The 26,851-nt window shown below is 70.3% G+C and carries 29 protein-coding genes; 11 read left to right on the top strand and 18 right to left on the bottom strand.

The annotated features are described in order from the left end of the window. Window positions 1-47: 47 nt before the first annotated feature. The 3 genes from folB to ACZ418_RS33980 all read left to right on the top strand — a co-directional run bounded on the left by folB (window position 48) and on the right by ACZ418_RS33980 (window position 1,584). Window positions 48-407, top strand: a complete 360-nt coding sequence (gene folB / locus ACZ418_RS33970; protein WP_468370849.1) for a dihydroneopterin aldolase — start codon at window positions 48-50, stop codon at window positions 405-407. Further along, on the top strand, window positions 404-1,015 hold the full coding sequence (gene folK / locus ACZ418_RS33975; RefSeq protein WP_468370851.1) for a 2-amino-4-hydroxy-6-hydroxymethyldihydropteridine diphosphokinase: 612 nt from the start codon (window positions 404-406) through the stop codon (window positions 1,013-1,015). Before folB ends, folK begins: the two co-directional genes overlap by 4 nt. A gap of 80 nt (window positions 1,016-1,095) precedes the next feature. After that, window positions 1,096-1,584, top strand: coding sequence for a DUF3180 domain-containing protein (locus ACZ418_RS33980; RefSeq protein WP_388636111.1), 489 nt, complete (start codon window positions 1,096-1,098; stop codon window positions 1,582-1,584). A gap of 3 nt (window positions 1,585-1,587) precedes the next feature. On the opposite strand, the gene folE is transcribed toward ACZ418_RS33980, so the two are convergent. The 6 genes from folE to dacB form a co-directional block, all read right to left on the bottom strand. Continuing rightward, complete coding sequence (gene folE, locus ACZ418_RS33985; protein ID WP_468370854.1) at window positions 1,588-2,193, bottom strand: GTP cyclohydrolase I FolE; 606 nt, start codon at window positions 2,191-2,193, stop codon at window positions 1,588-1,590. Window positions 2,194-2,303: 110 nt separating this feature from the next. After that, on the bottom strand, window positions 2,304-4,343 hold the full coding sequence (ftsH, locus tag ACZ418_RS33990; RefSeq protein WP_468370856.1) for an ATP-dependent zinc metalloprotease FtsH: 2,040 nt from the start codon (window positions 4,341-4,343) through the stop codon (window positions 2,304-2,306). Between the two features lie 216 nt (window positions 4,344-4,559). Continuing rightward, entirely contained in the window at window positions 4,560-5,120 is a 561-nt protein-coding gene (gene hpt / locus ACZ418_RS33995) for a hypoxanthine phosphoribosyltransferase (RefSeq protein ID WP_031165039.1), read from the bottom strand. An 89-nt stretch (window positions 5,121-5,209) separates the two neighbouring features. Further along, a complete protein-coding gene (gene tilS / locus ACZ418_RS34000) occupies window positions 5,210-6,265 on the bottom strand; it encodes a tRNA lysidine(34) synthetase TilS (RefSeq protein WP_468370858.1) in 1,056 nt (351 codons plus the stop codon). A gap of 191 nt (window positions 6,266-6,456) precedes the next feature. Next, window positions 6,457-7,590: a zinc-dependent metalloprotease gene (locus ACZ418_RS34005; RefSeq protein WP_468370860.1), complete on the bottom strand. Its 1,134-nt coding sequence runs from the start codon at window positions 7,588-7,590 to the stop codon at window positions 6,457-6,459. A gap of 97 nt (window positions 7,591-7,687) precedes the next feature. After that, window positions 7,688-9,289: a D-alanyl-D-alanine carboxypeptidase/D-alanyl-D-alanine endopeptidase gene (gene dacB, locus ACZ418_RS34010; RefSeq protein ID WP_468370862.1), complete on the bottom strand. Its 1,602-nt coding sequence runs from the start codon at window positions 9,287-9,289 to the stop codon at window positions 7,688-7,690. A gap of 79 nt (window positions 9,290-9,368) precedes the next feature. On the opposite strand from dacB, the gene ACZ418_RS34015 reads away from it, so the two are divergent. Together ACZ418_RS34015 and ACZ418_RS34020 are read left to right on the top strand one after the other, a co-directional pair. Beyond that, a complete protein-coding gene (locus tag ACZ418_RS34015) occupies window positions 9,369-9,860 on the top strand; it encodes an inorganic diphosphatase (protein WP_189303680.1) in 492 nt (163 codons plus the stop codon). A gap of 133 nt (window positions 9,861-9,993) precedes the next feature. Next, the gene (locus tag ACZ418_RS34020) at window positions 9,994-11,649 is read left to right on the top strand and encodes a threonine/serine exporter family protein (protein ID WP_468370865.1); all 1,656 of its coding nucleotides are present in this window, start codon (window positions 9,994-9,996) and stop codon (window positions 11,647-11,649) included. Between the two features lie 22 nt (window positions 11,650-11,671). On the opposite strand, the gene ACZ418_RS34025 is transcribed toward ACZ418_RS34020, so the two are convergent. After that, a complete protein-coding gene (locus tag ACZ418_RS34025; RefSeq protein WP_468370867.1) occupies window positions 11,672-12,592 on the bottom strand; it encodes a DedA family protein in 921 nt (306 codons plus the stop codon). Between the two features lie 149 nt (window positions 12,593-12,741). Here ACZ418_RS34025 and ACZ418_RS34030 point away from each other — a divergent pair, with 149 nt between their 5' ends. Continuing rightward, window positions 12,742-13,107, top strand: coding sequence for a YbjQ family protein (locus ACZ418_RS34030; protein ID WP_451009489.1), 366 nt, complete (start codon window positions 12,742-12,744; stop codon window positions 13,105-13,107). Window positions 13,108-13,134: 27 nt separating this feature from the next. Here ACZ418_RS34030 and ACZ418_RS34035 read toward each other — a convergent pair whose 3' ends face one another. Continuing rightward, complete coding sequence (locus tag ACZ418_RS34035) at window positions 13,135-13,902, bottom strand: MerR family transcriptional regulator (protein ID WP_468370869.1); 768 nt, start codon at window positions 13,900-13,902, stop codon at window positions 13,135-13,137. A 123-nt stretch (window positions 13,903-14,025) separates the two neighbouring features. Here ACZ418_RS34035 and ACZ418_RS34040 point away from each other — a divergent pair, with 123 nt between their 5' ends. Beyond that, entirely contained in the window at window positions 14,026-15,315 is a 1,290-nt protein-coding gene (locus tag ACZ418_RS34040) for an ion channel protein (RefSeq protein WP_468370871.1), read from the top strand. Between the two features lie 32 nt (window positions 15,316-15,347). Then, window positions 15,348-16,754 (top strand): glutamate decarboxylase, encoded by a 1,407-nt coding sequence (locus ACZ418_RS34045; RefSeq protein WP_468370873.1) that lies wholly within the window; start codon window positions 15,348-15,350, stop codon window positions 16,752-16,754. A gap of 21 nt (window positions 16,755-16,775) precedes the next feature. Here ACZ418_RS34045 and ACZ418_RS34050 read toward each other — a convergent pair whose 3' ends face one another. The 5 genes from ACZ418_RS34050 to ACZ418_RS34070 all read right to left on the bottom strand — a co-directional run bounded on the left by ACZ418_RS34050 (window position 16,776) and on the right by ACZ418_RS34070 (window position 21,341). Next, on the bottom strand, window positions 16,776-17,357 hold the full coding sequence (locus tag ACZ418_RS34050; protein WP_468370875.1) for a polysaccharide deacetylase family protein: 582 nt from the start codon (window positions 17,355-17,357) through the stop codon (window positions 16,776-16,778). A gap of 260 nt (window positions 17,358-17,617) precedes the next feature. Then, a complete protein-coding gene (locus ACZ418_RS34055) occupies window positions 17,618-18,259 on the bottom strand; it encodes a PadR family transcriptional regulator (RefSeq protein ID WP_468370877.1) in 642 nt (213 codons plus the stop codon). A 38-nt stretch (window positions 18,260-18,297) separates the two neighbouring features. Continuing rightward, the gene (locus ACZ418_RS34060; protein WP_468370879.1) at window positions 18,298-18,849 is read right to left on the bottom strand and encodes a DinB family protein; all 552 of its coding nucleotides are present in this window, start codon (window positions 18,847-18,849) and stop codon (window positions 18,298-18,300) included. Between the two features lie 116 nt (window positions 18,850-18,965). Continuing rightward, on the bottom strand, window positions 18,966-20,426 hold the full coding sequence (locus ACZ418_RS34065; protein ID WP_468370881.1) for an aldehyde dehydrogenase family protein: 1,461 nt from the start codon (window positions 20,424-20,426) through the stop codon (window positions 18,966-18,968). Between the two features lie 90 nt (window positions 20,427-20,516). After that, a complete protein-coding gene (locus tag ACZ418_RS34070) occupies window positions 20,517-21,341 on the bottom strand; it encodes a helix-turn-helix domain-containing protein (RefSeq protein WP_468371066.1) in 825 nt (274 codons plus the stop codon). Window positions 21,342-21,685: 344 nt separating this feature from the next. Here ACZ418_RS34070 and ACZ418_RS34075 point away from each other — a divergent pair, with 344 nt between their 5' ends. After that, window positions 21,686-22,180, top strand: coding sequence for an ATP-binding protein (locus ACZ418_RS34075; RefSeq protein WP_468370883.1), 495 nt, complete (start codon window positions 21,686-21,688; stop codon window positions 22,178-22,180). Window positions 22,181-22,298: 118 nt separating this feature from the next. Here ACZ418_RS34075 and ACZ418_RS34080 read toward each other — a convergent pair whose 3' ends face one another. From ACZ418_RS34080 to ACZ418_RS34095, 4 genes are all read right to left on the bottom strand, one after another. Continuing rightward, entirely contained in the window at window positions 22,299-22,568 is a 270-nt protein-coding gene (locus ACZ418_RS34080; protein WP_468370885.1) for a DUF397 domain-containing protein, read from the bottom strand. A gap of 170 nt (window positions 22,569-22,738) precedes the next feature. Continuing rightward, window positions 22,739-23,212, bottom strand: a complete 474-nt coding sequence (locus ACZ418_RS34085) for an SRPBCC family protein (RefSeq protein WP_468370887.1) — start codon at window positions 23,210-23,212, stop codon at window positions 22,739-22,741. Continuing rightward, complete coding sequence (locus ACZ418_RS34090) at window positions 23,209-23,565, bottom strand: ArsR/SmtB family transcription factor (protein WP_468370889.1); 357 nt, start codon at window positions 23,563-23,565, stop codon at window positions 23,209-23,211. Before ACZ418_RS34090 ends, ACZ418_RS34085 begins: the two co-directional genes overlap by 4 nt. Window positions 23,566-23,572: 7 nt before the next feature. Next, window positions 23,573-23,947 (bottom strand): VOC family protein, encoded by a 375-nt coding sequence (locus tag ACZ418_RS34095; RefSeq protein WP_468370891.1) that lies wholly within the window; start codon window positions 23,945-23,947, stop codon window positions 23,573-23,575. Between the two features lie 302 nt (window positions 23,948-24,249). Here ACZ418_RS34095 and ACZ418_RS34100 point away from each other — a divergent pair, with 302 nt between their 5' ends. Continuing rightward, window positions 24,250-24,729: a hypothetical protein gene (locus ACZ418_RS34100; RefSeq protein WP_468370893.1), complete on the top strand. Its 480-nt coding sequence runs from the start codon at window positions 24,250-24,252 to the stop codon at window positions 24,727-24,729. A gap of 139 nt (window positions 24,730-24,868) precedes the next feature. Further along, window positions 24,869-25,381 (top strand): DUF4232 domain-containing protein, encoded by a 513-nt coding sequence (locus ACZ418_RS34105; RefSeq protein ID WP_468370895.1) that lies wholly within the window; start codon window positions 24,869-24,871, stop codon window positions 25,379-25,381. A 178-nt stretch (window positions 25,382-25,559) separates the two neighbouring features. Here ACZ418_RS34105 and ACZ418_RS34110 read toward each other — a convergent pair whose 3' ends face one another. After that, window positions 25,560-26,669 (bottom strand): DUF2786 domain-containing protein, encoded by a 1,110-nt coding sequence (locus ACZ418_RS34110; protein WP_468370897.1) that lies wholly within the window; start codon window positions 26,667-26,669, stop codon window positions 25,560-25,562. Window positions 26,670-26,851: the final 182 nt, after the last annotated feature.

Genomic DNA, 26,851 nt, shown 5'->3' on the forward strand with positions numbered 1-26,851 from the left:
CACGTGGTACGGACCGGTCCTTCCCGACGATTGCAGGAGTGATTCGCGTGGATCGTGTCGCGCTGCGCGGCCTCAGGGCCCGCGGGCACCACGGCGTGTTCCCCAAGGAGCGCGAGGAGGGCCAGACCTTCGTCGTGGACCTCGTCCTGGGGCTGGACACCCGGCCGGCGGCGGCTGACGACGACCTGGCGAAGACCGTCCACTACGGCATCGTGGCCGAGGAGGTCGTGGCCGTGGTCGAGGGTGAGCCGGTGAACCTCATCGAGACCCTCGCCGAGCGGATCGCCCGGACCTGCCTGAAGCACGAAGGGGTACAGGAAGTCGAGGTCTGCGTCCACAAGCCGGACGCACCGATCACCGTCCCCTTCGACGACGTGACCGTCACCATCACCCGGAGCCGAGTATGACCCGACCTTTCCTGCAGGGTCACAGCGACCCGACCGTCCAGCCGGTGCCCGCCTCGGTCGTCGAGAAGGTGGACGCCGCCGACACGACCCTCCAGAACCCGAAATGGGCCGTCATCTCCATCGGCTCCAACCTCGGCAACCGCCTGGAGACCCTCCAGGGCGCCGTCGACGCGCTGGAGGACACCCCCGGCATCCGTGTGAAGGCCGTCTCCCCGGTGTACGAGACCGAGCCCTGGGGCGTGGAGCCGGGCAGCCAGCCGTCGTACTTCAACGCGGTCGTGGTCCTCAAGACCACCCTGCCCCCGTCCTCCCTCCTGGAGCGGGCGCACGCCATCGAGGAGGCGTACAAACGCGTCCGCGACGAGCACTGGGGGCCGCGCACCCTGGACGTCGACATCGTCGCCTACGCCGACGTCACCTCCGACGATCCCCAGCTCACCCTGCCCCACCCGCGCGCCCACGAGCGCGCCTTCGTGCTCGCCCCCTGGCACGACGTGGACCCCCAGGCCCAGCTGCCCGGCCGCGGCGCGGTGGCCGAACTGCTGTCGGCCGTCACCCGTGCGGGCGTCGAGCCCCGCGCGGACCTGGAACTCCGACTGCCCGAATAGTCGTTAAGGTCAAGACGACTCGAACGACAAGGTCGAGCCGACCGCAGTCCGGACCGGTCCGGGGGAGCTGAAGGGACACCGTGAGAGAGCTGCGCATCAGGGTGCTGGCGGGCGTGTTCGTCGTGGCCGGGATCCTGTCCTGGGCGGGCGCCCGCCTCTGGAACTCGATCGGGACCCTGCCCAGCGTCCCCCTGGCCGCCCCCATCGTGCTCGCCCTGATCGCGGTGGTCCTGCTCTCGACGGCTCTCTCGCTGCGCGCCCGCCTCAAGGCCCAGCGCGAGCGCCGCCCCGGCGCGAAGGGCGTCGACCCGCTGATGGCCGCCCGCGCGGTGGTCTTCGGCCAGGCCAGCGCCCTGGTCGCAGCCCTCGTGGCCGGCATGTACGGCGGCACGGGCGTCTTCCTGCTGGAGCTGCTGGACATCCCCGCCCGCCGCGACCAGGCCGTCTACGCCGGCTTCTCGGTCCTGGCCGGCATCGGTGTCATAGCGGCGGCCCTGTTCCTGGAGCGGGTGTGCAAACTCCCGGAGGACGAGGACCAGAACCCCCCGGGAGCGGAACCGGCGGCGTGACGGTCAGTTCGCCAGTATCAGGCTCATCGCCTCGGCGCGGGTCGTAGCGTCGCGGAGCTGGCCGCGGACCGCCGACGTGGTGGTCTTGGCGCCGGGCTTGCGGATGCCCCGTACGGACATGCACATGTGCTCCGCCTCGATGACGACGATGGCACCACGCGCCTCGAGGATGCGTACGAGGGAGTCCGCGATCTGAGTGGTGAGTCGCTCCTGCACCTGCGGGCGGCGAGCGAAGACCTCCACCAAACGCGCCAGCTTCGACAGGCCAGTAATCTTGCCCGTTTCCGCCGGAATGTAACCAACGTGAGCTACGCCATGAAATGGCAGGAGATGGTGCTCGCAGAGACTGACGATCTCAATGTCCTTCACCAGGACCATCTCGTCGTGCCCCAGATCGAACGTCGTCGTCAGAACATCCTCAGGCTCCTGCCACAGCCCCGCCAGAAGTTCCCGATAGGCCCGCGCCACCCGAGCCGGGGTTTCCCTGAGGCCCTCCCGATCGGGATCCTCCCCGACCGCGATCAGAAGTTCGCGAATGGCGTTCTCGGCGCGCTTCTCGTCGAACTCGCCGATCAGGCCTTCGCCGGCCAGCGTCACGGGGTCGGTCATGTGGTGCCTCGTTCCTTTACGTCTTGCCCGCGGGCATACGGAAATGCCGCGCCCCCAGGCTAAAACCTGAGGGGCGCGGCATTCATTCCGGCCACGTTGGCCGAAACAGGTCAGCTCTCCCGGCGGTCCTCCGGGGTCTTGTCCGTCGCCGGGGTGGATTCCGCGGCGGTGGACTTGACCGTGCTGATCGCGGCCGTGGCGCCGTTCGCGCCGTTCGTCAGTGCCAGCTCCTTCGGGGAGAGCACCGGCGGGCGGGTGGACGGGGTGCGGCGGGAGGAGCCGGTCCAGGCGGGCCGCGGCGGGCGCTTGACGATCGGGGCGAAGATCTCGGCGATCTCCTCCTTGCCCAGGGTCTCCTTCTCCAGCAGATGAAGGACGAGCTGGTCGAGCACGTCGCGGTTCTCGACCAGGATCTCCCAGGCCTCGTTGTGCGCCGTCTCGATGAGCTTCTTGACCTCTTCGTCGACCAGCGCGGCGACCTCTTCCGAGTAGTCGCGCTGGTGAGCCATCTCACGTCCGAGGAAGGGCTCGCTGTTGTCGCCGCCGAACTTGATGGCGCCGAGCCGCTCGGTCATGCCGTACTGGGTGACCATCGCGCGGGCCAGGTTGGTGGCCTTCTCGATGTCGTTCGCGGCGCCGGTGGTCGGGTCGTGGAAGACCAGTTCCTCGGCGGCGCGGCCGCCCAGCATGTAGGCCAGCTGGTCGAGCATCTCGTTGCGCGTGGTCGAGTACTTGTCCTCGTCGGGCAGGACCATCGTGTAGCCGAGGGCGCGGCCGCGGGACAGGATCGTGATCTTGTGGACCGGGTCGGAGTTCGGCGAGGCCGCCGCGACCAGGGCGTGACCGCCCTCGTGGTACGCGGTGATCTTCTTCTCCTTGTCCGACATGATCCGGGTCCGCTTCTGCGGGCCCGCGACCACACGGTCGATCGCCTCGTCCAGCGCCCTGTTGTCGATCAGCTTCTGGTCGCCCCGGGCGGTGAGCAGCGCGGCCTCGTTCAGCACGTTCGCGAGGTCGGCGCCCGTCATGCCGGGGGTGCGGCGGGCGACGGCGGACAGGTCGACGTCGGGCGCGACCGGCTTGCCCTTCTGGTGGACCTTGAGGATCTCCAGACGGCCCTGCAGGTCCGGCGGATCGACCGCGATCTGGCGGTCGAAGCGGCCGGGGCGGAGCAGTGCCGGGTCGAGGATGTCGGGGCGGTTCGTGGCGGCGATGAGGATCACGCCGCCCTTGACGTCGAAGCCGTCCATCTCGACGAGCAGCTGGTTCAGGGTCTGCTCGCGCTCGTCGTGACCACCGCCGAGGCCGGCGCCGCGGTGGCGGCCGACCGCGTCGATCTCGTCGACGAAGACGATCGCCGGGGCGTTCGCCTTGGCCTGCTCGAACAGGTCACGGACTCGGGAGGCACCGACACCGACGAACATCTCGACGAAGTCGGAGCCGGAGATCGAGTAGAAGGGCACGCCTGCCTCGCCGGCCACGGCGCGGGCGAGGAGCGTCTTACCGGTACCCGGGCGGCCGTAGAGCAGCACACCCTTGGGGATCTTGGCGCCGACGGCCTGGAACTTGGCCGGCTCCTGGAGGAACTCCTTGATCTCGTGGAGCTCCTCGACGGCCTCGTCGCAGCCGGCGACATCGGCGAAGGTCGTCTTCGGGGTGTCCTTGGTGATGAGCTTGGCCTTGGACTTGCCGAAGTTCATCACCCGGGAGCCGCCGCCCTGCATCTGGTTCATCAGAAACAGGAAGACGACGACGATGAGGACGAAGGGCAGCAGGGAGAGCAGGACGCCGACGAACGGGTTCTGCTTGGACGGCGAGACCGTGTAGCCGTCCGGGATCTGCTTGTCCTGGTACTTGGTCTGCAGGATGCCGGCGACGGTCTCGCCCTGACGATCGATGTAGCTCGCCTGGATCTTCGAGCTGCCGTCGATCTTCTGGCCGTCCTTGAGAGTGACCTTGATGGTCTGCTCGTCGCCGGTGGTCAGCTTGGCCGACTGGACCCTGTTGTCATTGATCGCCGCCACGACCTGGCCGGTGTCCACCGTCTTGTAGCCGCCGGACGAGCCGACGACCTGCATCAAAACGACCACGGCAAGGACGGCCAGCACGATCCACATGACCGGCCCACGGAAGTATCGCTTCACGTCCATCCATACGGAGCGGTGCCGCCCCGTCCCTCCTGCCATAGTGAGTTTGATAAGACAGTTCTTCTGACGGTACCCCAGCGTGGTGGTCCGAAGCCGCACGAAGTCCGCTTCGGACGGCCGGGGAGCCCGTCTCTGCATGCTTCAACGGCCTGGAACCCGCCGGGGTTCCCGATCGTCCTACAAGGCTTGAGCCGAGTGGCTCATATCACCCGGTACGGCTCAGCCGCCGTAGACGTGGGGCGCGAGCGTACCGACGAACGGCAGGTTCCGGTACTTCTCGGCGTAGTCGAGGCCGTAGCCGACGACGAACTCGTTCGGGATGTCGAAGCCGACCCACTCGACGTCGATGGCGACCTTGGCGGCGTCCGGCTTGCGCAGCAGCGTGCACACCTTCAGGGAGGCGGGCTCGCGGGAACCGAGGTTGTTGATCAGCCAGGACAGGGTCAGGCCGGAGTCGATGATGTCCTCGACGATCAGGACGTGCTTGCCCTTGATGTCGGTGTCGAGGTCCTTGAGGATCCGCACGACACCGGAGGACTGGGTGCCCGCGCCGTAGGAGGACACGGCCATCCAGTCCATGGTGACGGGGGTGGACAGCGCCCGGGCGAGGTCCGCCATGACCATCACGGCGCCCTTGAGGACGCCGACGATGAGCAGGTCCTTGCCCGCGTACTCCGCGTCGATCTTCGCGGCCAGCTCGGCCAGCTTCGCGTCGATCTCTTCCTTGGTGATGAGCACCTGCTGGAGGTCGGCACCCATGTCTTTCGCGTCCACCCGCATCACTTTCGGTCGTCCCGCACTTACGGCCGCATCCACGGCCACCGGCTGCCCGCACCGGCCGCCGGAGGGTCGCTCCGCGGGGTCGGGATTCAGCCTTGCCGAATCACCAGTCTGCCACCCTGCCGCTGGGCGACGACTTTGCCCGGGAGATTGATGGCTCCCTGGCCGCGCCAGCCGGTGATCAGACGGTCGACTTCCTCGATGTGACGGGCGAACAGCGAACCGGCCGGGGCGCCGGCCTCGATGGCGGCACGGCGCAGGATGCGGCGGCGTACGGCGGGCGGGAGCGCGTAGAGCTTGGCGCACTCCAGCAGGCCTGTGGCGTCGCGTACGGAGGACTCGGCCTGGCTGGCCCAGGCGTCGAGGGCGTCGGCGTCGTCGCGGGAGAGCTGGGCGGTGCGGGCGAGCGCCTCCACGACGCCTTTGCCGAGGGCCTTCTCCAGGGCGGGCAGGCCCTCGTGCCGGAGCCGGGCGCGGGTGTAGGCGGGGTCGGCGTTGTGAGGATCGTCCCAGACGGGGAGGGACTGGACCATGCAGGCCTTGCGGGCGGTCTGCCGGTCCAGTCCCAGGAAGGGGCGCCGGTAACGGCCGCCGGCCCCCGAGACCGCGGCCATGCCGGACAGGGAGCGGATACCGGAGCCGCGGGCGAGGCCGAGCAGGACGGTTTCGGCCTGGTCGTCGCGGGTGTGGCCGAGCAGGACCGCGGCGGCGCGGTGGCGTTCGGCGACGGCGTCGAGGGCGGCGTAGCGGGCGTCGCGGGCGGCGGCTTCGGGACCGCCGTCGCGGCCGACGGTCACGGCGACGGACTCGACCGGGTCGAGGCCGAGTTCGCGCAGGCGCAGGGCGACCTCGTCGGCGCGGAGGTCGGAGCCGGGCTGGAGGCCGTGGTCGACGGTGACGCCTCCGGCGCGGACGCCGAGCTTGGGCGCTTCGAAGGCGAGGGCGGAGGCGAGGGCCATGGAGTCGGCGCCGCCGGAGCAGGCGACGAGCACGAGCGGGGAGGGAAGCCGCTCGGCCGTCCGGTCCGGGTGCGCGCCGGAGGCCTGCGGGCCGGGGCCGCCGGAGGTGTGGTGGTTGTTGAGGATGTCGTGGAGGACGCGGCGGACCGCCAGGCGTATCGCCGCGACCGCAGGATGGGGACCCATGTCCGGTTCCCTTCATGAAGTTTTCGGGGGGTGAGCCCGAGCCGGTCACTCAGAGTGTATAGATGGTGACAGAAGCGGGCGGTTCCCCGAGCATTGCACGCCTACGCATGGCTCACGGTCCCTCGGACGGGTGATTGGAGGGGCGTTCGCCTGCCGTCGGCCGGATTCGATTCACGACGTGTCCATGCCGTTCACGACTCGGCCTTGCGGTGCACCCGCGCGACCCAGTCCGCCGGTTTGGCGATCTCCGCCTTGGTGGGCAGGGTGTTGGGCGAGGTCCACACGCGGTTGAAGCCGTCGATGCCGACCTGCTCGACCACGGCCCGGACGAACCGCTCGCCGTCCCGGTACTGCCTGAGTTTGGCATCCAGACCGAGCAGCTTGCGCAGGGCGAGGTCGAGGCGGGAGGCCCCCTTGGCGCGGCGCTGCTGGAACTTCTCGCGGATCTCCGCCACGGTCGGTACGACGCTGGGGCCGACGCCGTCCATGACGTAGTCGGCGTGGCCCTCCAGCAGGGACATGACGGCGGTGAGGCGGGCGAGGATCTCGCGCTGGGCGGGCGTCTGCACCAGCTCCACGAAGGAGCGGCCGCCGTCCTCCTCCTCGCCCTCGGGGCGGCCTCCGGCGAGGGACTGGGCGGCTTCCCTGACGCGCTCCAGGAAAGTCATCGGGTCGACGTCGGTCTCCGCCAAGAACGACTGGATTTCGCCCTCCAGGTGGTCGCGCAGCCAGGGCACGGCCGTGAACTGGGTGCGGTGGGTCTCCTCGTGCAGGCACACCCACAGGCGGAAGTCGTGCGGCTGGACGTCGAGTTCGCGCTCGACGTGGACGATGTTGGGCGCGACGAGGAGGAGGCGACCGCCGCCGTTCTCACCGGCCGGGAGCTCTCGGGTGGCCGGGGCGAACGTCTCGTACTGGCCGAGGACGCGGGAGGACAGGAACGAGAGCAGCATGCCGAGTTCCACACCGGTCACCTTGCCGCCGACGGTGCCGAGGACCGCGCCGCCGGGGCTGCCGGCGCGCCGTTCCTGCATCTTCTCCAGCAGCGGCCTGAGGATCTCCCGGAAACCCGCGACGTTGGCGCGGACCCAGCCGGGGCGGTCGACCACCAGGACGGGGGTGTCGTGGATCTCGTCGATGCCCATACGAGTGAAGCCCCGGACGTGTTCCTCCGAGGCTTTGGCGTGCCGGCGCAGCTCCGCGACGACGGCGCGTGCCTCGTCGCGGCTGACGTCGGGGCCCGGCCGTACGAGCCGCGTCGCGGTCGCCACCGCGAGGTTCCAGTCGACCATCCCGGGAGATGCGGTGCCACCGAAGCCAGTCATGTCGTCAACCGTACGGGACCGCTCCCGCTTCGGGCAGGCCATGAGGGTCGGCAGGGGCTGAGGGCGTCGGGTGGGCACCTGGTGCCGCCGGCCGTGGCTATCGGCAGCCGCACCCCGCCAGTGCCGTGGCCGTCTTGTCCAGGGCCGACTCGGCCTGCAGGGGGTCCGTCGTGCCGGAGGCCATGAAGGCGAAGGCCAGGAGGCGGCCGTCGGCGTCGACGACCGTGCCGGCGAGGGTGTTCACGCCGGTCAGGGTGCCGGTCTTGGCGCGTACGACGCCTGCCGCGCTGTCGGTGTAGCGGTCGGCCAGGGTGCCGGTGAAGCCGGCCACGGGCAGCCCGGTGAGGACGGGGCGCAGGCCGGGGCGGCCGGGGTCGCCGGCGGTGACCAGGAGGGCGGTGAGGAGGTCGGCGGTGAGCCGGTCGTCGCGGTCGAGGCCGCTGCCGTCGTGGAAGGAGGCGCCGGACATCGGCAGGCCCAGCTTGGTCAGCCGTGCGGAGATCGCCCTGGCGCCGCCGTCGAAGCTGCCGGGCCGGCCGCTGGTGAGGGCGGTCTGGCGGGCCAGGGCCTCGGCGATGTCGTTGTCGCTGTTGGTCAGCATGCGCTCGACCACGTCGGCCAGCGGGGGCGAGGAGACCGTGGCGAGGGTCTGCGCGCGCGTGGTGGCCTTGGAGGGGCCGGGGGGTGTGGTGGTGATGCCGGCGGCCTTGAGGAAGGTCGCGAACTTGCTCGCCGCGTCCTTCGCCGGGTCGCTCACGCGGGGCGCCGGTCCGCTGGTCGAGCCGTCGGTGCGGCCCTCGTCGGCGCTCAGGGCGCTGACCGGTGCGATGTTGTCGTTGACGCCGATGGGGTGCACGGCGGGGCCGGAGTACAGGGTCGTGTCGTAGGAGAGCGTGACCTTGTGGATGCCGCGCTCGCCCAGGGCCTTCGCGGTGTCCGCCGCCAGCGTGCGCAGGCTCGCCCAGCCCCCGGCCTTCTTGCGGGCGGTGAGAGTGGGGTCGCCGCCGCCGACCAGGACCAGTTCGCCGGTGTCGGGTTCGAGGGCGGCGCGGGTGGTGAGGCGGTGGTCGGGGCCCAGCGCGGACAGGGCGGCGACGGCGGTGGCGATCTTGGTGGTGGAGGCGGGGGTGAGGGCCTTGCCGGCGTCGGCGGCGTACAGGCGCCTGCCGGTGGCGACGTCGACGACGGCGGCCGCGTGGGTACCGCCCAGCGCGGAGGCGTCCAGAAGGGGCTTCAGGACGTCGGAGAGGGCCCTTCCGCCCGGTGCGGCCTTCTTGGTGTCGACGGCGCTCGTCGCACCGTCCAGGCCCATCAGGACGGGTCCGGCGCTCGGGGCGGGCCGGGCCGCCCCGACGGCCGTACCGGACCGGCCGTGATCTGCGCCACCTGTCCGCTCCAGGGCGGCGGCCCGGTCCCGCTCGGCCGTACGCTGACCGTTGGCGTCCCAGGGGCCGGCCGCGGTCACCACGCCGGCGGCCAGCACCAGGCCGGCGGTGGCGGCGCCCGCGGTGTACTGCCAGGTCTTCACGGGCCGCGGCCGCGCCAGGACCAGGGGCGAGGAGCGCAGGGCCCGCGTCAAGCGCGCGACCCGCGGCCTCGCGGCCGCCCCGGCGCGCGCCAGACGCGGTCGTACGGCGTTCGCGATCCGCTCCACCTGCGGTCTCGCGGCCCGCCAAGGCCTCAGCTCTGGCACGACCACCAGCCCCTTTCGCGATCACACACCTGCGTGAGGGACACTTAACCACCAGAACTATGTGCTGATCATGGAGGAGCCACCGGTGGAGTTCGACGTCACGATCGAGATCCCGAAGGGTTCGCGCAACAAGTACGAGGTGGACCACGAGACCGGTCGGATCCGCCTGGACCGTCGTCTCTTCACCTCGACCGCCTACCCGACCGACTACGGCTTCGTCGAGAACACCCTCGGCGAGGACGGCGACCCGCTGGACGCGCTGGTCATCCTGGACGAGCCGACCTTCCCGGGCTGCCTGATCCGCTGCCGCGCGATCGGCATGTTCCGCATGACGGACGAGGCGGGCGGCGACGACAAGCTGCTGTGCGTTCCGGCCACGGACCCGCGTGTGGAGCACCTGCGCGACATCCACCACGTGTCCGAGTTCGACCGCCTGGAGATCCAGCACTTCTTCGAGGTGTACAAGGACCTGGAGCCCGGCAAGTCCGTCGAGGGCGCCAACTGGGTGGGCCGTACGGACGCCGAGGCGGAGATCGAGCGTTCCTACAAGCGCTTCGAGGAGCAGGGCGGCCACTGAGCCCCGCCCTTCTCGTGGACGGGCCGTACGCGCACGCGTGCGGCCCGTTCCCATCCACGCGCGCGTACGACCCGTCGAGGTCCTGTGCGCATACTGAGCCGTACGGAAGGTGTCGTTCAGGGAGCGGTGCGAGGTGACGGAGGCGGAGGACCGCAAGCCCCGGTCGGACGAGGCGCGGTACGACCCGGAGATCACGTCCGAGTTCGCCGTTCCCGCGGGTATCGAGGTCCCCGAGGGCGGCGGTGAGCCGGAGACCACCTCCGAGTTCGCCCTGCCGAAGGGCCTGGAGACGCCGCATCCGCCGAGCGCCGAGCCGGAGGTGTCGGCGTTCAGCCCGCCGAGCGCCTACCACGCCAAGGACTCCCTGACGGCGTTCACCCCGGCCACCGGGGTGCCGCTGGTCAGCCTGATCAAGGACGCGCCCTGGCAGGACCGGATGCGCACGATGCTGCGCATGCCGGTGGCCGAGCGGCCGGCGCCCGAGCTGGTGCAGCGGGTGGAGGAGGAGGGCCCGGCCGTCCCGCGCGTGCTGGACCTGACCCTGCGTATCGGCGAGCTGCTGCTGGCCGGCGGTGAGGGCGCGGAGGACGTGGAGACCGCGATGTTCGCGGTGTGCCGCTCCTACGGTCTGGACCGCTGCGAGCCGAACGTCACCTTCACGCTGCTGTCGATCTCGCACCAGCCGTCGCTGGTGGACGACCCGGTGACCGCCTCGCGGACGGTACGGCGGCGGGGCACCGACTACACCCGGCTCGCGGCCGTGTTCCGGCTGGTGGACGATCTGACCGACCCCGACACCCATGTCTCCCTGGAGGAGGCCTACCGGCGGCTGGCGGAGATCCGCCGCAACCGGCACCCCTACCCGGGCTGGGCGCTGACCCTGGCCAGCGGGCTGCTGGCCGGTGCGGCCTCCGTGCTGGTCGGCGGTGATCTGATCGTGTTCGTCGCCGCCGCGGTGGGCGCGATGCTCGGCGACCGGCTGGCCTGGCTGTGCGCGGGGCGCGGGCTGCCGGAGTTCTACCAGTTCACGGTCGCCGCGATGCCGCCCGCCGCGATCGGGGTGGCGTTCGCGCTGGCGCACGTCGACGTGAAGGCGTCCGCCGTCGTCACCGGTGGACTGTTCGCGCTGCTGCCCGGGCGGGCACTGGTGGCGGGTGTCCAGGACGGTCTGACCGGCTTCTACATCACCGCGTCGGCCCGTCTGCTGGAGGTCCTGTACTTCTTCGTCGGCATCGTCGCCGGGGTGCTGGTCGTCCTCTACTTCGGGGTGAAGGTCGGCGGCAAGCTCAACCCGGACGCGGCGCTCGTCATCAACGAACGGCCGCTGATCCAGATCGCGGCCTCCATGCTGCTTTCACTGACCTTCGCGGTGCTGCTCCAGCAGGAGCGGTCGACCGTGCTGTGGGTGACGCTCAACGGGGGCGTGGCGTGGTCGGTGTACGGCGCGATGCACTATGTCGCCGATATCTCGCCCGTGGCGTCGACCGCTGCGGCCGCTGGGCTGGTCGGTCTGTTCGGGCAGCTGCTGTCGCGCTATCGGTTCGCGTCGGCGCTGCCCTACACGACGGCGGCGATCGGACCGCTGCTGCCCGGCTCCGCCACGTATTTCGGGCTGCTGAACATGGCCCAGAACGAGGTGGACAAGGGGCTGGTGTCGCTGGCCAACGCGGCGTCGCTGGCCATGGCCATCGCCATCGGGGTCAATCTGGGGTCGGAGATCTTCCGGTTGTTCCTGCGGGTGGGGTCCGCCGGGAAGCGGCGGGCGGCCAAGCGGACCAGGGGCTTCTAGGCGCGCAGTTCCCCACGCCCCCTCAGTGGTTGCGGTAGCCGTACGGGTACTGGTTCTGCTCGTACTGGTTCTGCTCGTACTGGTTCTGGTCGTACTGCTGCTGCGGGTACTGCTGCTGGTCGTAGCCCTGGTTCCAGTACTGCTCCTGCTGGTTCCAGCCCTGCTGCTGGGGCTGCTGGTACGGCTGCTGCTCGTACTGGTTGCCGTAGTGCTGCCCGTACGGCTCGTCCGGCTCGATGCGGCGCAGCTGGGTGGTCGCCGTGTCCATGGCCGGGGGCTGCTGGTGCTGGGGCTGAGGTAGCGGGGCGGACTGTGCTGCCTGCTTCCCCTTGCCGCGGGCCCGCAGGAACTCGATCGCGATCGGAACCACGGAGACGAGGACGATCAGGATGAGGATCGCCTCGATGTTGTTCTTGACGAAGTCGATGTTGCCGAGCCAGGAGCCGAGCAGGGTGACGCCCGCGCCCCACAGGGTGCCGCCGATGACGTTGAAGATCAGGAACGAGCGGTACTTCATGCCGCTGACGCCGGCGATGATCGGCGTGAACGTCCGCACGATCGGCACGAAGCGGGCCAGGACCAGGGACTTCGGGCCGTACTTCTCGAAGAACTCGTGCGCCTTGGTGACGTTCTCCTGCTTGAACAGGCGGGAGTCGGGGCGGTTGAACAGGGACGGGCCCACCTTCTTGCCGAACATGTAGCCCGCCTGGTCGCCGAGTATCGCGGCGAGGCAGATCAGGCCGATCGCGCCCCACAGCGGGAAGTCCAGCTGCTTCGAGGTGATCAGCAGGCCGCAGGTGAACAGCAGCGAGTCACCCGGCAGGAAGAAGCCGATGAGCAGGCCGGACTCGGCGAAGACGATGAGCAGCAGGCCCCAGATGCTGTAGGTGTCGAGCAGATAGTTGGGATCCAGCCAGCTCGGGCCGAGGGCGAGTGTCATCACGGGTCCGGGCTCCTGAGGGGGTGAAGGCGGCTACGGGGGCTGGTCTTCGGGGGAAGGCCGCACAAAGCTATCAACGTGATGTGACCGCCCCAGGTTCCACCGGTGTCCCCAGGATGCACTGTGCGATGACTGGGAGAAAGCTGTGACTCATGGGACTCGATGACTACGGCGGCGGCCAGGGGCCCCAGCCGGACGTACTGGTCGTGACCACGAACGACGTGCCCGGATACCGGGTGCAGGAGGTGATCGGTGAGGTCTTCGGACTCACCGTGCGCTCGCGCCACCTCGGCAGCCAGATCGGCGCCGGACTGAAGTCGATGATCGGCGGCGAGCTGAAGGGGCTCACCAAGACGCTCGTGCAGACCCGCAACCAGGCCATGGAGCGCCTGGTGGAGCAGGCACGCGCGCGTGGTGCCAACGCGGTGCTGGCGTTCCGGTTCGACGTGACCGAGGCCGCCGACGTGGGCACCGAGGTGTGCGCCTACGGCACGGCGGTGGTCCTGGCCCGGGAGTGAACCCGTGCACTCCCGGGCCGGGAGCGGTCAGGAGGTCTGACGGTCGGCGTTGGCGAGGATCGCGTCGCGCAGGTGCTCGGCGACACCGGCCCCCATGGCGTCGTAGTACGCCTTGAAGCGCTCGTCGGAGACGTACATCTGCCCGAAGCACCGGTGCATCTCGTACGGGACCTCGAAGAACCACCTGGTCATGTGCTGCCGGTGTTCCTCCGCCATGTCCATGGCCGCCTCACCGGACGGCGGCTCGCCCGCGGTCACCAGGGCGGCGTACCGCTCCTGCCAGTCGTCGACCTCGGCCTTGATCCGCTTCCAGTCCTCCTTGGTGTAGCTCGCGGCGCGGCGCTGTGACTCGGCCCAGGCCTCGGTGTCGCCCCAGCGCTGCTCCGCCTCCTCGGTGTACTCCTCGTTGAAGGGGTCCTTGTCCCCGAACACCTCGAACCGCTCCTGAGGGGTGAGGTTGATGCCCATCTTGCGTGCCTCCATGGCGTGCTCCACGGCCGCGGCCATCCTCTGCAGCTTCTCGATCCGGGCGGTCAGCAGTTCGTGCTGGCGGCGCAGGTGTGCGCGCGGGTCCACGTCCGGGTCGTCGAGCAGGACCGCGACCTCGTCGAGCGGGAAGCCGAGCTCCCGGTAGAACAGGATCTGCTGGAGCCGGTCGAGGTCGGCGTCGGTGTAGCGCCGGTGCCCGGCATGGGTGCGCTCGCCGGGCGCGAGCAGGCCGATCTCGTCGTAGTGGTGCAGGGTGCGCACCGTGACCCCGGCGAACCCCGCGACCTGTCCCACGGAGTAGCTCACTTTTCCGCTCCTTGTCGTCGGTACGCCCTCCACGCTGAGGCCTCACGTCACGTGAGGTGCAAGCCGGTTTCCGTTCGGGACATTCAGGATGTTGTGTGCTTTTTGTCCGCTTATGGTGAGCCCGTGGCCCAGGAAACCGACGCGCCGCAGGCGCCCCCGACCGCCCCTACGGCGCCGGCGCGGGCCCTGCTGCCGTTCATCCTGCCCGCCGTGGCCGTCGGTGTGGGGGCGAGCCTGCTCTTCGTCGGGGTGAGCACGGCGGCGGAGCAGCTCCAGCACGTGCTGTGGGGGCCGCTGCCGGACGCGCTCGGGGTGGGCCGCTACTCGGTGCTGTGGATGTTCGTGATGCTGACCGCCACGGGCCTCGCGGTCGGCCTTGTGGTGTGGAAGGTGCCCGGACACGCCGGGCCCGACCCGGCCACCCTCGGTCTGAACGCCCCCGTGATGCCGCCGGTCGTGCTGCCGGGCCTGGTGCTGGCGACCGGGCTGATGCTGGCCGGCGGCCCGAGCCTCGGCCCGGAGAACCCGATCATCGCCGTGAACGTGGGCCTCGCGGTCTGGCTCGGCGTGCGCCTGGCACCCCGGGCGCCCGACACCCTGTGGCCGGTGCTGGCGGAGGCGGCGACGATCGGCGCGCTGTTCGGCACGCCGGTGGCGGCGGCGCTGGTCATCTCCGAGGCGCTGGCCGGGCGCCCGATGCGGGGGCGGCTGTGGGACAACCTGTTCGCGCCGCTGACCGCCGGCGCGTGCGGGGCCGTCACGACCACCCTGGTGGCGCATCCGACCTTCGACCTGGGGCTGCCGCCCATGGGCCACCCGGACGCGAAGGACGTCCTGGCGGCGCTCGTGATCGCCCCGGCGGCCGCGCTGCTCGGCATGGGCGCCGTCCACGCCTTGCCGTTCGCCCACGCGGCCTTCCGGCGGCTGCGGCACCCGATGCTGATGCTTCCGGCCGGCGGAGTCGTACTGGGGGCTCTGGGGGCCCTGGGCGGCCATCTGACGCTCTTCAAGGGGCTGTCGGAGGTCGGGGTGCTGGCCCGTCACCCGGACGGCTGGTCGGCGGGGCAGTTCGCCGGGATGGCGGTGGTGAAGCTGGCCGCGCTGCTCGTCGCCGCGTCCTGCGGCTTCCGCGGCGGCCGCATCTTCCCGTCCGTCTTCGTCGGCGCGGCCCTGGGACTGTGCGCCCACGCGCTGGTCCCGGCCGTGCATCCGGCGCTGGGCGTGGCAACGGGCGTCCTGGGCATGCTCCTGGCGATCACCCGGCAGGGCTGGGTGAGCCTGTTCACCGCCGCTGTGCTGGTCGCCTCGCCCGCCATCATCGCCGTGCTGTGCATCGCGTCGCTGCCGGCCTGGCTGCTGGTGACGGGGCGCCCGCAGATGCAGTTGAGCGAGGACGGCACCCCGATCCGCTGAATACCCTTTTCCGGCTCCCTGGAGGCACGTTCATGGCCCTGCACAAAGGTCCCGAGAAACACGAAGAGCGGACGATTTCCGTCAACCCGTTCTACGGGGAGGCCAATCCGGTCGGCGGCATGACCGAGGCCCCGCCCACGCACCGGCTCCCGGACGCGCCGCTGGCCCCGTCCACGGCGTACCAACTGGTGCACGACGAGCTGATGCTGGACGGCAACTCCCGGCTGAATCTGGCCACGTTCGTCACCACCTGGATGGAGCCACAGGCCGGGGTGCTGATGGCGGAGTGCCGGGACAAGAACATGATCGACAAGGACGAGTACCCGCGCACCGCCGAGCTGGAGCGGCGCTGTGTGGCGATGCTCGCCGACCTGTGGAACGCGCCGGACCCGGCGGCTGCGGTGGGCTGTTCGACGACCGGGTCGAGCGAGGCGTGCATGCTCGCCGGGATGGCGCTCAAGCGACGGTGGGCCAAGCGCAACGCCGACCGCTACCCGGGCGCCCGCCCCAACCTGGTCATGGGCATCAACGTCCAGGTGTGCTGGGAGAAGTTCTGCAACTTCTGGGAGGTGGAGGCCCGGCTGGTGCCCATGGAGGGCGACCGCTTCCATCTGGACCCGCAGGCCGCCGCCGAGCTGTGCGACGAGAACACCATCGGGGTCGTCGGCATCCTCGGCTCGACCTTCGACGGCTCCTACGAGCCGATCGCGGAGCTGTGCGCCGCCCTGGACGCCCTCCAGGAGCGCACCGGGCTGGACATTCCGGTGCACGTGGACGGCGCGTCCGGCGGCATGGTGGCGCCCTTCCTGGACCCGGACCTGGTGTGGGACTTCCGGCTGCCGCGCGTGGCCTCGATCAACACCTCGGGGCACAAGTACGGCCTGGTGTATCCGGGCGTCGGCTGGGCGCTGTGGCGGGACAACGAGGCGCTGCCCGAGGAGCTGGTGTTCCGGGTCAACTACCTGGGCGGCGACATGCCGACCTTCGCGCTCAACTTCTCCCGGCCCGGCGCCCAGGTGGTCGCCCAGTACTACAGCTTCCTGCGCCTGGGGCGCGAGGGGTACCGCGCGGTGCAGCAGTCGACGCGGGCCGTGGCGACCTCGCTGGCCGGGCGGATCGAGGAGCTGGGCGACTTCCGGCTGCTGACCCGGGGCGACCAGTTGCCGGTCTTCGCCTTCACCACCGCCCCGGAGGTGAAGGCGTACGACGTCTTCGACGTCTCCCGGCGGCTGCGCGAGAGCGGCTGGCTGGTGCCCGCGTACACGTTCCCGGCGAACCGCGAGGACCTCTCCGTGCTGCGGGTCGTGTGCCGCAACGGCTTCTCCCACGACCTGGCCGACCTGTTCCTGGCCGACCTGACCCGTCTGCTGCCCGAACTGCGTCGGCAGCCGCAGCCGCTGACCCGGGACAAGGAGGCGGCGACCGGGTTCCACCACTGAGCGCCGCCTCCTGCCCGGGCGTCAGACCATGTCGGCCGGGCGTTCTGCGCCCTCGAAGGGGAAGCGGCGGCGGAAGTCGTCCGCCGCGTCCTCCAGGGTGCAGAAGCTGACGCCCTCGTGCGCGGAGACGTACTCGATGAACCGCTCCAGCATCAGCAGCACCTGCGGCCTGCCGCTGATGTCCGGATGCAGGGTCACCGGGATCACCGCGTAGTCCAGTTCCCGGTGCACCCAGTCGAACTGGTCCTTCCAGTCCTGCTCCAGGGCGCGCGGCGAGACATAGCCGTGGCTGTTGTGGGCGTGCTTGTTGAACATCATCGGAGGGAGGTCGTCGACGTACCAGTTGCCGCGGAACTCCACGAGGTCGACCTCATGGCCGTGGACGAGGGGCCGCATCCACTCCTCGGCCTCCTTGGAGTAGTCGATTTTCGTCCAGCTGTCGCCCACGCGCGCGTAGAAGGGCGTGAAGTCCCGGTAGTTCTGCGAGTGGTCGTAGGAGAAGCCGTACTTGTGGAGCAGTTCGGCGGTGTACGGCGACATCTCCCACCAGGGGGCCACATAGCCGCGCGGCCTGCGGCCGGTGTACTCCTCGATCAGTTCCACGCACCGGGCGAGGACGTGAGCGCCACCTCCCGGTAGTGCCGTACGTGCCGCAGACGAGGGGGCGGGAGTTGCTCCGCGGGCATGGGGGATGTGGCAGCCGGTCAGCGGTCGCGGGAACGCCGGCCAATCGGCGGTCGTGGGAACGGCAGTTGCTCAGCCGTTGGGGAGGCGGCAGCCGGTCAGCCGTCGTGGAGGGCGGCAGCCGACCAGCCGTCGTGACAGCGACAGCGCCGGTCAGCCGTCGTGAGGGTGGCAGCCGGTCAGTGGTTGTCCTCCGGATGCCGTTCCCCCGTCGCGTACGGGTTCTCCTGCCCGTCGGCGAGGATGCCCACGAACGGTTCGCCCTCGCCGGCGAACGTGTACGCGCCCGCCTCGATGCGTCCGATCAGGCCCTGGGTCCACTCGGCCTCGCCGTCGGCCGCGTGCATCCACATCTTCATGATCTCGCCGATGTGGCCGAGCCGTTCGGGGCCGCCCTCGGGCACATAGTGCCCGGTGACGGAGTCGCGCCACTCGGCCAGTGCACGCAGACGCTCCCGCAGCAGCGACAGCACCTCCGCACGCTCCAGGTCGACCATGAAGCCGATCGCCGCGGAGAGCGTGTCGATGCTGCGGTCGCGCGCGACCAGGGCGTCCCGCAGGAGCCGCAGGTACTCCTCGGTGCCCCGGTCGGTGATCTCGTACTCGACGCGCGGCGGACCGCCGGCCGTCGACGGTGCGATCTCGTGCGCGTGCAGCAGCCCCTGCTTGGCCATCTGTTTCAGGGCGTGGTAGATCGAGCCCGGCTTGGCGTTGGACCACTCGTGCGCACCCCAGTACTCCAGATCGCCGCGCACCTGGTAGCCATGGGCCCGCCCGTGCTGGCGGACCGCGCCCAGCACGAGGAGACGGATCGCTGACATGGGGTCCAGGCTATTGCCGTACGGCCGCCCGCCCGCGCTCACCCCCAGGAGCCGCCGCCCTGCTCCTGCGCCACCAGCTCGAAGGCCGTCCTGCCGTCCAGGGACTCGCGGATGATGTCGGCGTGGCCGGCGTGCCGGGCCGTCTCGCGGATCAGGTGCAGACACAGCCAGCGCAGGCTGACCCGGCCCTCCGGCGGGAACCAGGGGTCCGGCGGCAGCGGGAAGGTGTCGTCCAGGCTCGGCGCGGAACGGATGAACTTCTCCGTCTCGGCGGCGACCTGCTCCCAGTACGCCAGCTGCGAGGCGACCGTCTCCTCGCCGACCAGCTCGAAGGTCTCGTGCCAGTTGGACTCGTCCCGCCGGATGGCCGGCGGCTCCTGCTTGGCGCGCGCGACCCAGCCCTGCTCGACCTCGGCGACATGCTTGAGCAGGCCGCCGAGCGACAGCTCGCTGGCGCTGGGGCGGGAGCGCGCCTGCTCCTCGGTCAGCCCGAGCAGGGCCCGGCGGATCCCGCCGCGCTGCTCCTCGATGAACGCGAGGAGCGCCCCGCGCTCGTCGCCCTGTGTCTCCGCCGGTACGTGCTTGACCATGGCCGGCCGCCTTTCCGCGCCGTCGTCGGGGCCGTCCGCCCCCTGACACCGACGACGCTACGGGCCATTGCGGTCAGGTGCTGTCCGCAATGGCCCGTGAGTCCGAAGAGGCAGGGCTAGAAGGGGAACCCGCTGCGGCCGTGCTGGACCGAGATCCACTTGACGGTCGTGAAGGCCTCCAGCGTCGTCTCGCCGTTCAGACGGCCGATGCCGGAGTGCTTCTCACCGCCGAACGGCACGATCGGCTCGTCGTGGACCGTGCCGTCGTTCACATGGAACATGCCGGTGTCGACCTGCTTGGCGAAGGCGACACCCCGCTCGATGTCACCGGTGTGGACGGCGCCGCTGAGGCCGTACGGGGTGTCGTTGACGATGCGCAGCGCCTCCTCCTCGCCGTCGAACGGGATGAGGAAGACGACCGGGCCGAACACCTCCTGCTGGAGCAGCGCGGAGTCGGCGGGGACGTCGGTGAGCACGCTGGGCTCGACCAGGTTGCCGGACGTGCCGCCCCGGACGAGGGCGGTGGCGCCCTCGGCGAGCGCCTGCTCGACGGTGCCGGAGACCGCGTTCGCCTGCTGGGAGTTGATCACCGGGCCGATGACGGTCTGCGGGTCGCGCGGGTCGCCGACCTTCAGGGTCCTGACCTTGGCGACGAACTTCTCGGTGAACTCCTCGGCGACGGACGCGTCCACGAGGACCCGGTTGGCGGCCATGCAGACCTGGCCCTGGTGCACGAACCGGCTGAAGACCGCGGCGTCCACCGCGTAGTCGATGTCGGCGTCGTCCAGGACCACCAGCGCGCTGTTGCCGCCCAGTTCGAGCACCGAGCGCTTGAAGTTCGCGGCGCAGACGGTGGCCACGTGCCGGCCGACCTTGTCGGAGCCGGTGAAGGAGATGACCTTGGGCACCGGGTGCTCGATGAACGCGTCGCCTATCTCGGCGATGTCGGTGACGACGACGTTGAGCAGGCCGCCGGGCAGCCCGGCCTCCTCGAAGAGCTTCGCGAGCAGGGTGCCGCCGGCGATCGGGGTGTTCTGGTGCGGCTTGAGGACGACGGCATTGCCGAGCGCGAGCGCCGGGGCGACCGACTTGATCGACAGCAGGAAGGGGAAGTTGAACGGGCTGATCACGCCCACGACACCGACCGGGACCCGGTAGACGCGGTTCTCCTTGCCGTCGACCGGGGAGGGCAGGATCCTGCCCTCGGGGCGCAGCGCCAGATTGATCGACTCGCGCAGGAACTCCTTGGCGAGGTGCAGCTCGAAACCGGCCTTCACGCGCGTGCCGCCCAGTTCCGCGATGATCAGGTCGGCTATCTCCTGCTCACGGTCCTCTATGAGCCGAAGCACCCGCTCGAAGACCGCGCGGCGGGCGTAGGCGTTGGTCTCGGCCCACTTCTTCTGGGCGCGGGCGGCGGCCCGGTAGGCCTGGTCCACCTCGTCCACCGTGGCCACCGTGATCGAGGCCAGCTTCTCGTCGTCGTAGGGGTTGAAGTCGATGACATCCCAGGAGCCGGTGCCCGGTCGCCATTCTCCGTCGATGTACTGCTGGGCCAGGTCGCTGAAGTAGGACGACATGTGATCCCTCAATCACTAGCGGAGCCAGATCCTGGTCACGGTCTGATCGCACGTCATCGTACTTGTGTTTAAAGCGAGTTGAAGGCCCAGTCAGGACAGTTGGAGGAGACCCCGGAGAAGATCCCGGCTCTCGTCGGGGCCCGGGCTGTCCTGCTGGAGCTCCTTCAGCGCCTGCTCGTACTGGGCGACGTCCTCGCGCTTGTCCAGGTAGAGGGCGCTGGTGAGCTGCTCCATGTAGACGACGTCGGACAGATCGGCGTCGGGGAAGCTGAGGATGGTGAAGGCGCCGCTCTCCCCGGAGTGCCCGCCGAAGCTGAACGGCATGATCTGCAGCCGTACGTTGGGCCGCTCGGAGACCTCGATGAGGTGCTGGAGCTGGCCACGCATCACCTCGCGGTCGCCGTAGGGGCGGCGCAGGGCGGCCTCGTCGAGCACGAAGTGGAACTCGGGGGCGCCGGACGCGAACAGGTGCTTCTGCCGCTCCAGGCGCAGCGCGACGCGGCGTTCGACGTCGGCCGGGCTCGCGCCCTTCATGCCGCGCCGGACGACCGCGCGGGCGTAGTCCTCGGTCTGCAGCAGGCCGTGGACGAACTGCACCTCGTAGACGCGGATGAGGGACGCGGCGCCCTCCAGGCCCACATAGGTGGGGAACCAGCTGGGCAGGACGTCGGTGTAACTGTGCCACCAGCCGGCCACGTTGGCCTCCCGGGCGAGGGAGAGCAGCGACTCGCGCTCCGTCTCGTCCGAGATGCCGTACAGCGTCAGCAGGTCCTCCACGTCCCTGGTCTTGAAGCTCACCCGGCCCAGCTCCATCCGGCTGATCTTCGACTCCGAGGCGCGGATGGAGTACCCCGCCGCCTCGCGCGTGATGCCCCGTGCTTCCCGCAGTCGCCTGAGTTGCGAGCCGAGCAGCATCCGCCGCACCACCGATCCGGGCTCTCCCGCGCTCACGTTCGCCAGCCTCCCCAACCGTCTCCAGGGCCCGCAGTCTGCCACTAAAACACTCCGAGCAGTACTCGTCCGGTTACGGAAACGGAAAGAGGTGGGCCGTTTCCGCCTGCGTGTTGTGGGAAGAGGTCAGGACCTCTGACGGCAACCGTCGAGAAGATGGCGGAAAAAATGGCCAACAAGCGGTACGGGCAGGGCCATTTCGGTCGCGTGCACGTGCATCTGCCCTTGCATCTGCTCTGCGCATCCGAAACCATGGTGCCGCGCCACCGCTGCATCGCAACGACCGCGAATTCCCGGGAGTGCCTCGCATGGGGACGAATGGATCGACCATGCTCAAGCCGTTACGGCAGGGCCTTCCGCCGTTGGATCCCGCGGCCGTGTCCGATGCCGCCTCCTGTGCCCTGCCCGCCCGCTACGAAGCGGTGCGCGAGGCCCGGCGCTTCACCCGGGGCACCCTCGACCAGTGGGACGTCGACGACCGCTTCGACGACATATGCCTCGTCGTCTCCGAACTCGTCACCAACGCCCTGCGCCACGGCCTGCCGTCCGACGCCGTGTGCCCCGAACACGCCCCGGCCGTGCGGCTGCACCTGATGCGCTGGACCGAGCGGCTGGTGTGCGCGGTGCGGGACCCGAGCCACGAGACGCCGGCGCCGCGCGACTCGGACGACTTCTCCGCCGAGTCCGGGCGCGGGCTGTTCCTGGTCGACTCCTTCGCCGACAGCTGGGGCTGGCACCCGCTCGCGGGCTCGCTCCACGGCAAGGTCGTCTGGGCGCTGTTCCGGCTCCGGTCGACAGGCTGACGCGGTACGACACCGACGGACGCGCGGTGTCTACGCGCGTCGTCGCAGCTTTTCCGGCCGTCCGACATCGTTGCCATACGACCGATCGACGGAGGGCCGTCCGCCCGCCGCCGGGGCGTCAGCTCACTATCAGGTGGTCGAACTCGCCGTCCTTGATGCCGAGGAGCATGGCCTCGATCTCCGCGCGTGTGTAGACGAGCGCCGGGCCGTCCGGGAAACGCGAGTTGCGTACGGCGACGTCGCCGCCCGGCAGCCGCGCGAACTCCACGCAGGAACCCTGCGAGTTGCTGTGCCTGCTCTTCTGCCAGGCCACTCCGGCCAGCTGCGCGGCAGTCATGCCGTTGTACACGTCGTACCCCCCGTACACGCCGTCAACGTCGCGGTCCACAGGTCGCTCCCCGCTGGTGCACTGGCTGGTGTGGCCATGGATGCTCTGGTCAACTGACCCGGATCATAGCTCCGTTCCCGTGCAGATGCATGAGCAAATGCACGTGCACAAGGGGTGTTCCCGTGGTTACAGGTTTGACGTCCGCTTTACCCGCCCGGGAGACGCCTGCGTCAGCCAAGCTGCTCCAGCGCCTGCCCCAGAGCAGGCAGGACATGCCCCCGCCAACCCCCGTCCATGATCTTCCGTGCCATCAGCTGAGCCGGATCGTCCGGATCGAAACCTTCGTGCACCAGGAAAAGACGCGTACCGCGCCCTTCCTGTTCCAGGGTCCAGGTGATGGTCCAGTCCGCGGGGTTGGCCGGATCGGCGTCGGCCCAGCGGACGGACAGCATCCGCTCGATGTCGTAGGCCAGCACCCGCACCTCCACGACCCCGGAGAAGCGGGCGCCCGGACGCGGGACGGAGGTCATCCGGTACCGGTGGCCGACCTCCAGCCGGAAGTGCTCGGCGCCGGGCATCTGCCACTGGGCCAGCAGCGCGGGGTCGGTGAGGGCGCGCCAGACCTTGGCGGGCGGGTGCGGGAAGAACTGGTCGACGCGGATGGTGGTCAGGTCGTCGGCGTCATGGCCGGGTTCGGTACTCATGGCTGTTCATCGTCGGGCAGGCGGTCGAGCAGGTCGCCGAGACCCTTCAGCCGGTCACGCCAGAACCGCTCGTACGGGTGGAGCCAGTCCTGCACCTCGGCGAGCGGGGCGGCCTCCAGCCGGTAGATGCGCTGCCGCCCGGAGCGCTGTTCGGAGACGAGGCCGGCCTCCCGGAGCACCTTGAGGTGTTCCGAGAGGCTCGGGCGGCGCATGTCGAAGTGGTCGGCCAGGGCCTGGACGGGCTGCGGTCCGCGCTCACGCAGCAGTCGCAGCACCTCGCGGCGGGTGGCGTTGGCGAGCGCGGCGAAGACGCGGTCCTCGGCGGCGGTGCCCGTCCCGGTCCCAGTGCTCATGGCGCGGTCAGAAGCCTTCCTTCTCCGTCAGCAGCATCAGACCGTTGCCGTCGGGGTCCGTGAAGGAGGCCATGCGCCCCCACGGGTACTCCTCCGGACCCTGCACCTCGGTGCCCGCCTCGGCGAGCCGCGCGCAGTCGGCGTCGACATCGGTCGTCACCAACATGATCCCCCGTGCCGAACCGGGCTCGAAACCGCCCATGCCCGGCCCGGAGAGCGTGAAGACGGTCTGCGCGCCCTTCGGCGCGACCTGCAGCCAGCGGCCGGGCGGCATCTGGAGATCGGCGGTGACCTCGAAGCCGAGAACGTCTCGGTAGAAGCGCAGGGCGCGGTCCTGGTCGGCGACGGGCAGGGTGACGAAGGAGGCGTGAGTGATGTGCATGGGTACGACAATAGGTAGGCGTTTCCCTACGAGTCAAGCGTAGGAAATCACCTACCCATACATCTCGACCGGGGACGGCAGTACGGCGTGAAGCCGGGTGAGCGCGTTCACAACGGATTCCCGCCCTGCGTCCGGAAGTTCCCCTGGTCACTGCTGGTAGCTTGCTGCGGGCCGTCCGGCCGAGGACGGCCGGCCGCTACGAGCTTGGGAGCTTTCCGGTGACTTCTGCGAGTGCTGCGACTGCTGCGAGTGCTGCGAGTGCTGCGAGTGCTGCGAGTGCTGCGAGTGCTGCGAGGGCAAGGGTGCGGACCGCGAGCGTGGCCGCGGGCCTGGTGGGCGCGCTCGCCGCGCTGACCGCGTGCAGCGGGGGCGGGGGCGACGGCGACAAGACCGCCTCCTCCTCGACGCCGAGCGCGACCACCGCGTCGGCCTCCCCCTCGGACTCCGGGGCCGCGAGCGGGGCCACCGGCAAGCTCCAGGGCAGCTGGATCACCACGAGCGGCGGCAAGATCGTGGCCCTGGTGATCACCGGCAAGAAGGCCGGTCTCTTCGTGACCGGCCGGAAGGCCTGGTGCCAGGGCGCCGCGGGCGAGGAGTCCGGGATGCAGATGATCCATCTGACCTGCCCCGACGGCAACAAGGACCGGGTCACCGGCATGGTCGACTCGGTGGACGCCAAGGGCATGACGGTGGACTGGTCGGGCCGGACCGGCAAGGAGACGTACACCAAGGCGGAGGGCGGCAAGCTGCCTTCGGCGCTGCCGACCAAGTTGAAGCGTTGAGGCGTTGAGGCGGTGTGAGGTGGTGAGTCCGGTGAGGCGCGCCACCTGAAGCGGTGATTCCACCGGGGGTGGGCGGACCGGGTCCAGGCGCAGGCGCCATGATGCAGGGGCACCGTCACGACCTCGATGGGACCTGCTCATGCGCGTCATTCCGCTCACCGTCACGACCCTCGCCGCCGCCCTGCTGCTCACCGCCTGCGGCGGCGGGAGCAAGGGCGGCAGCAAGAACGGCTCGGCCTGCGAGATCGGCGGGGTCTCCGTGCAGATCGGGCCCGCGAGCGTGGCGCCGAAGGCCGGTGACACGGGTGAGATTCCGGTCAGCATCACCAACCAGAGCAAGCCCTGCACCCTGGACCAGTTCGCGGGCGTCGCCCTGAACGCCGGCAGCACCGAGGCCAAGGTGCCGGCCCTCAAGGGCGCCAAGGCCCAGAAGCTGAAGCTCGCCAAGGGCGACTCGGCGTCCTTCGCCATCGCCTATGTGCGCGGCAAGGCGGGCGACAAGGCCGCGCTGGACCCCAAGACCGTGAAGATCACCCTGCCCGGCACCACTGCCTCCCGAAGCTTCCCCTGGTCCTACGGCCCCGTCGCCACCCAGCCCGCGAGCACCGGCCCGAACGCCTCCGTGACGGCCTTCCAGCAGGTCGGCGACTGAGTGCCCCAGCGGGCTGGGGAGGGTTCGGTCCGGACTGGAGAGGGTTCGCTCGGGGCTGAGGCGGACTGACGTCGACTTCGGACGGGCAGAACTCCAGCCTCGCGCGGACTGAGTCCAGCCGGGGCGGGCTCGCGTCGGGTCGGGTGTCGGGGGGCTCAGTCCAACCTGGGGTCCCGGCTCACTCCAGTCTGGGGCGGGGTCTGACCTGCGCCTGGTCTGCGGCCCTGGCGCCCTCCGTCCAGCCGGCCGCGTCGCTCACGCCGCGCAGGCGGGTGGTGGTGGTCTCGGGGAACATGCGCTCCAGGCGGTCGGTGACGGCTATCTCCCTGGTGGCGAGGACCGGCAGCAGGTCCTGGCTGACCTGGGTCTCGGCGGCGGCCGCGAGCCGGTCGCCGACGCGGTGCGCGTAGGCGGCCAGGAACGACTGCCGGAAGGTCTTGGTCCGCTTCCGCCCGCCGGCTCTCTGCGCGGCCTCCGCCTTGGTCATCGCATGCGTGGCCTGCACCAGCAGCGAGGTGTAGAGCAGCTCGACCGCCTCCAGGTCCGCCTCGAAGCCGACGACCGTGGAGAAGCCGAGCGGTTCGTTCCACACCGCGCGGCAGTTGTTCGCGCCGGCCACGGCGTCGAGCAGCACCGCCTTGGCCTGTTCGTACGGCGGCTCGACCCCGATCCGGCACGCGCCGGGCGCGTCCGGCGCGGGCGCCTCGGCGGCGAGCAGCGCCTCGTCGACGCTGTGCCGCGCCATCAGCTCCTGCGCCTTGGCACTGAGCGCCTCCGCCTCCTCCGGATAACCGGTCGCCTCGGCCTTGGCGAGCAGCGCGCGGATCCGGGCGAGCATGCGGGAGGCGGCCGGGCCGGGGGCGCGCCGGCGCTCCTCCTCCAAGGGCTCCAAGGCGGGCAGGCGCAGCAGCAGGCGGTACAGCTGCAGCGCGGTCGTGGCCTGCGAGAAGCGGTCGGCCTCGCGGCCGGGCCCCGCGGGCAGCTCCGCCAGCTGGGCGGCCCAGCGGCGTCCGCGCGGGCGGTCCTGCCCGGCCTGGGCGCGGATCAGGCCGGTGGCCAGGCGCACATGCGCGTCCTCCAGCTCGCGCCGCACCAGACGTACGACATCGGCGGGCTGCCAGCCGCGCTGCCAGGCCGTCGCCACGAACTCCTCGCCGCGCCGCGCGAGTTCGGTGTCCGCGGCGGGGTCGGCGGCTAGCAGGGAGGCGCCCGTGTCGAGGCCGGTGTCGGTGTCGTCGTAGAGGGCGGCCCTGAAGGCCCTCTCGACCGTGCTGGCAGTGCTGGTCACATCGTCGATCGTGCCATGCCCCACCGACAGCGGACCGAGCTTTGTCCACAGGCTGTGGATGAAGGGTTCCCGGCCGAGGGTCCCGGACCTCAACGCCGCCGACCCGTCGGCCGATTGGCCGCCATATCGTCTCAGTCCCTGGAATTCCGCTACGCGCGCGTGGGGGCGCGCGAAGCATGGCG

The organism is Streptomyces sp. NPDC030820 (assembly GCF_055572075.1).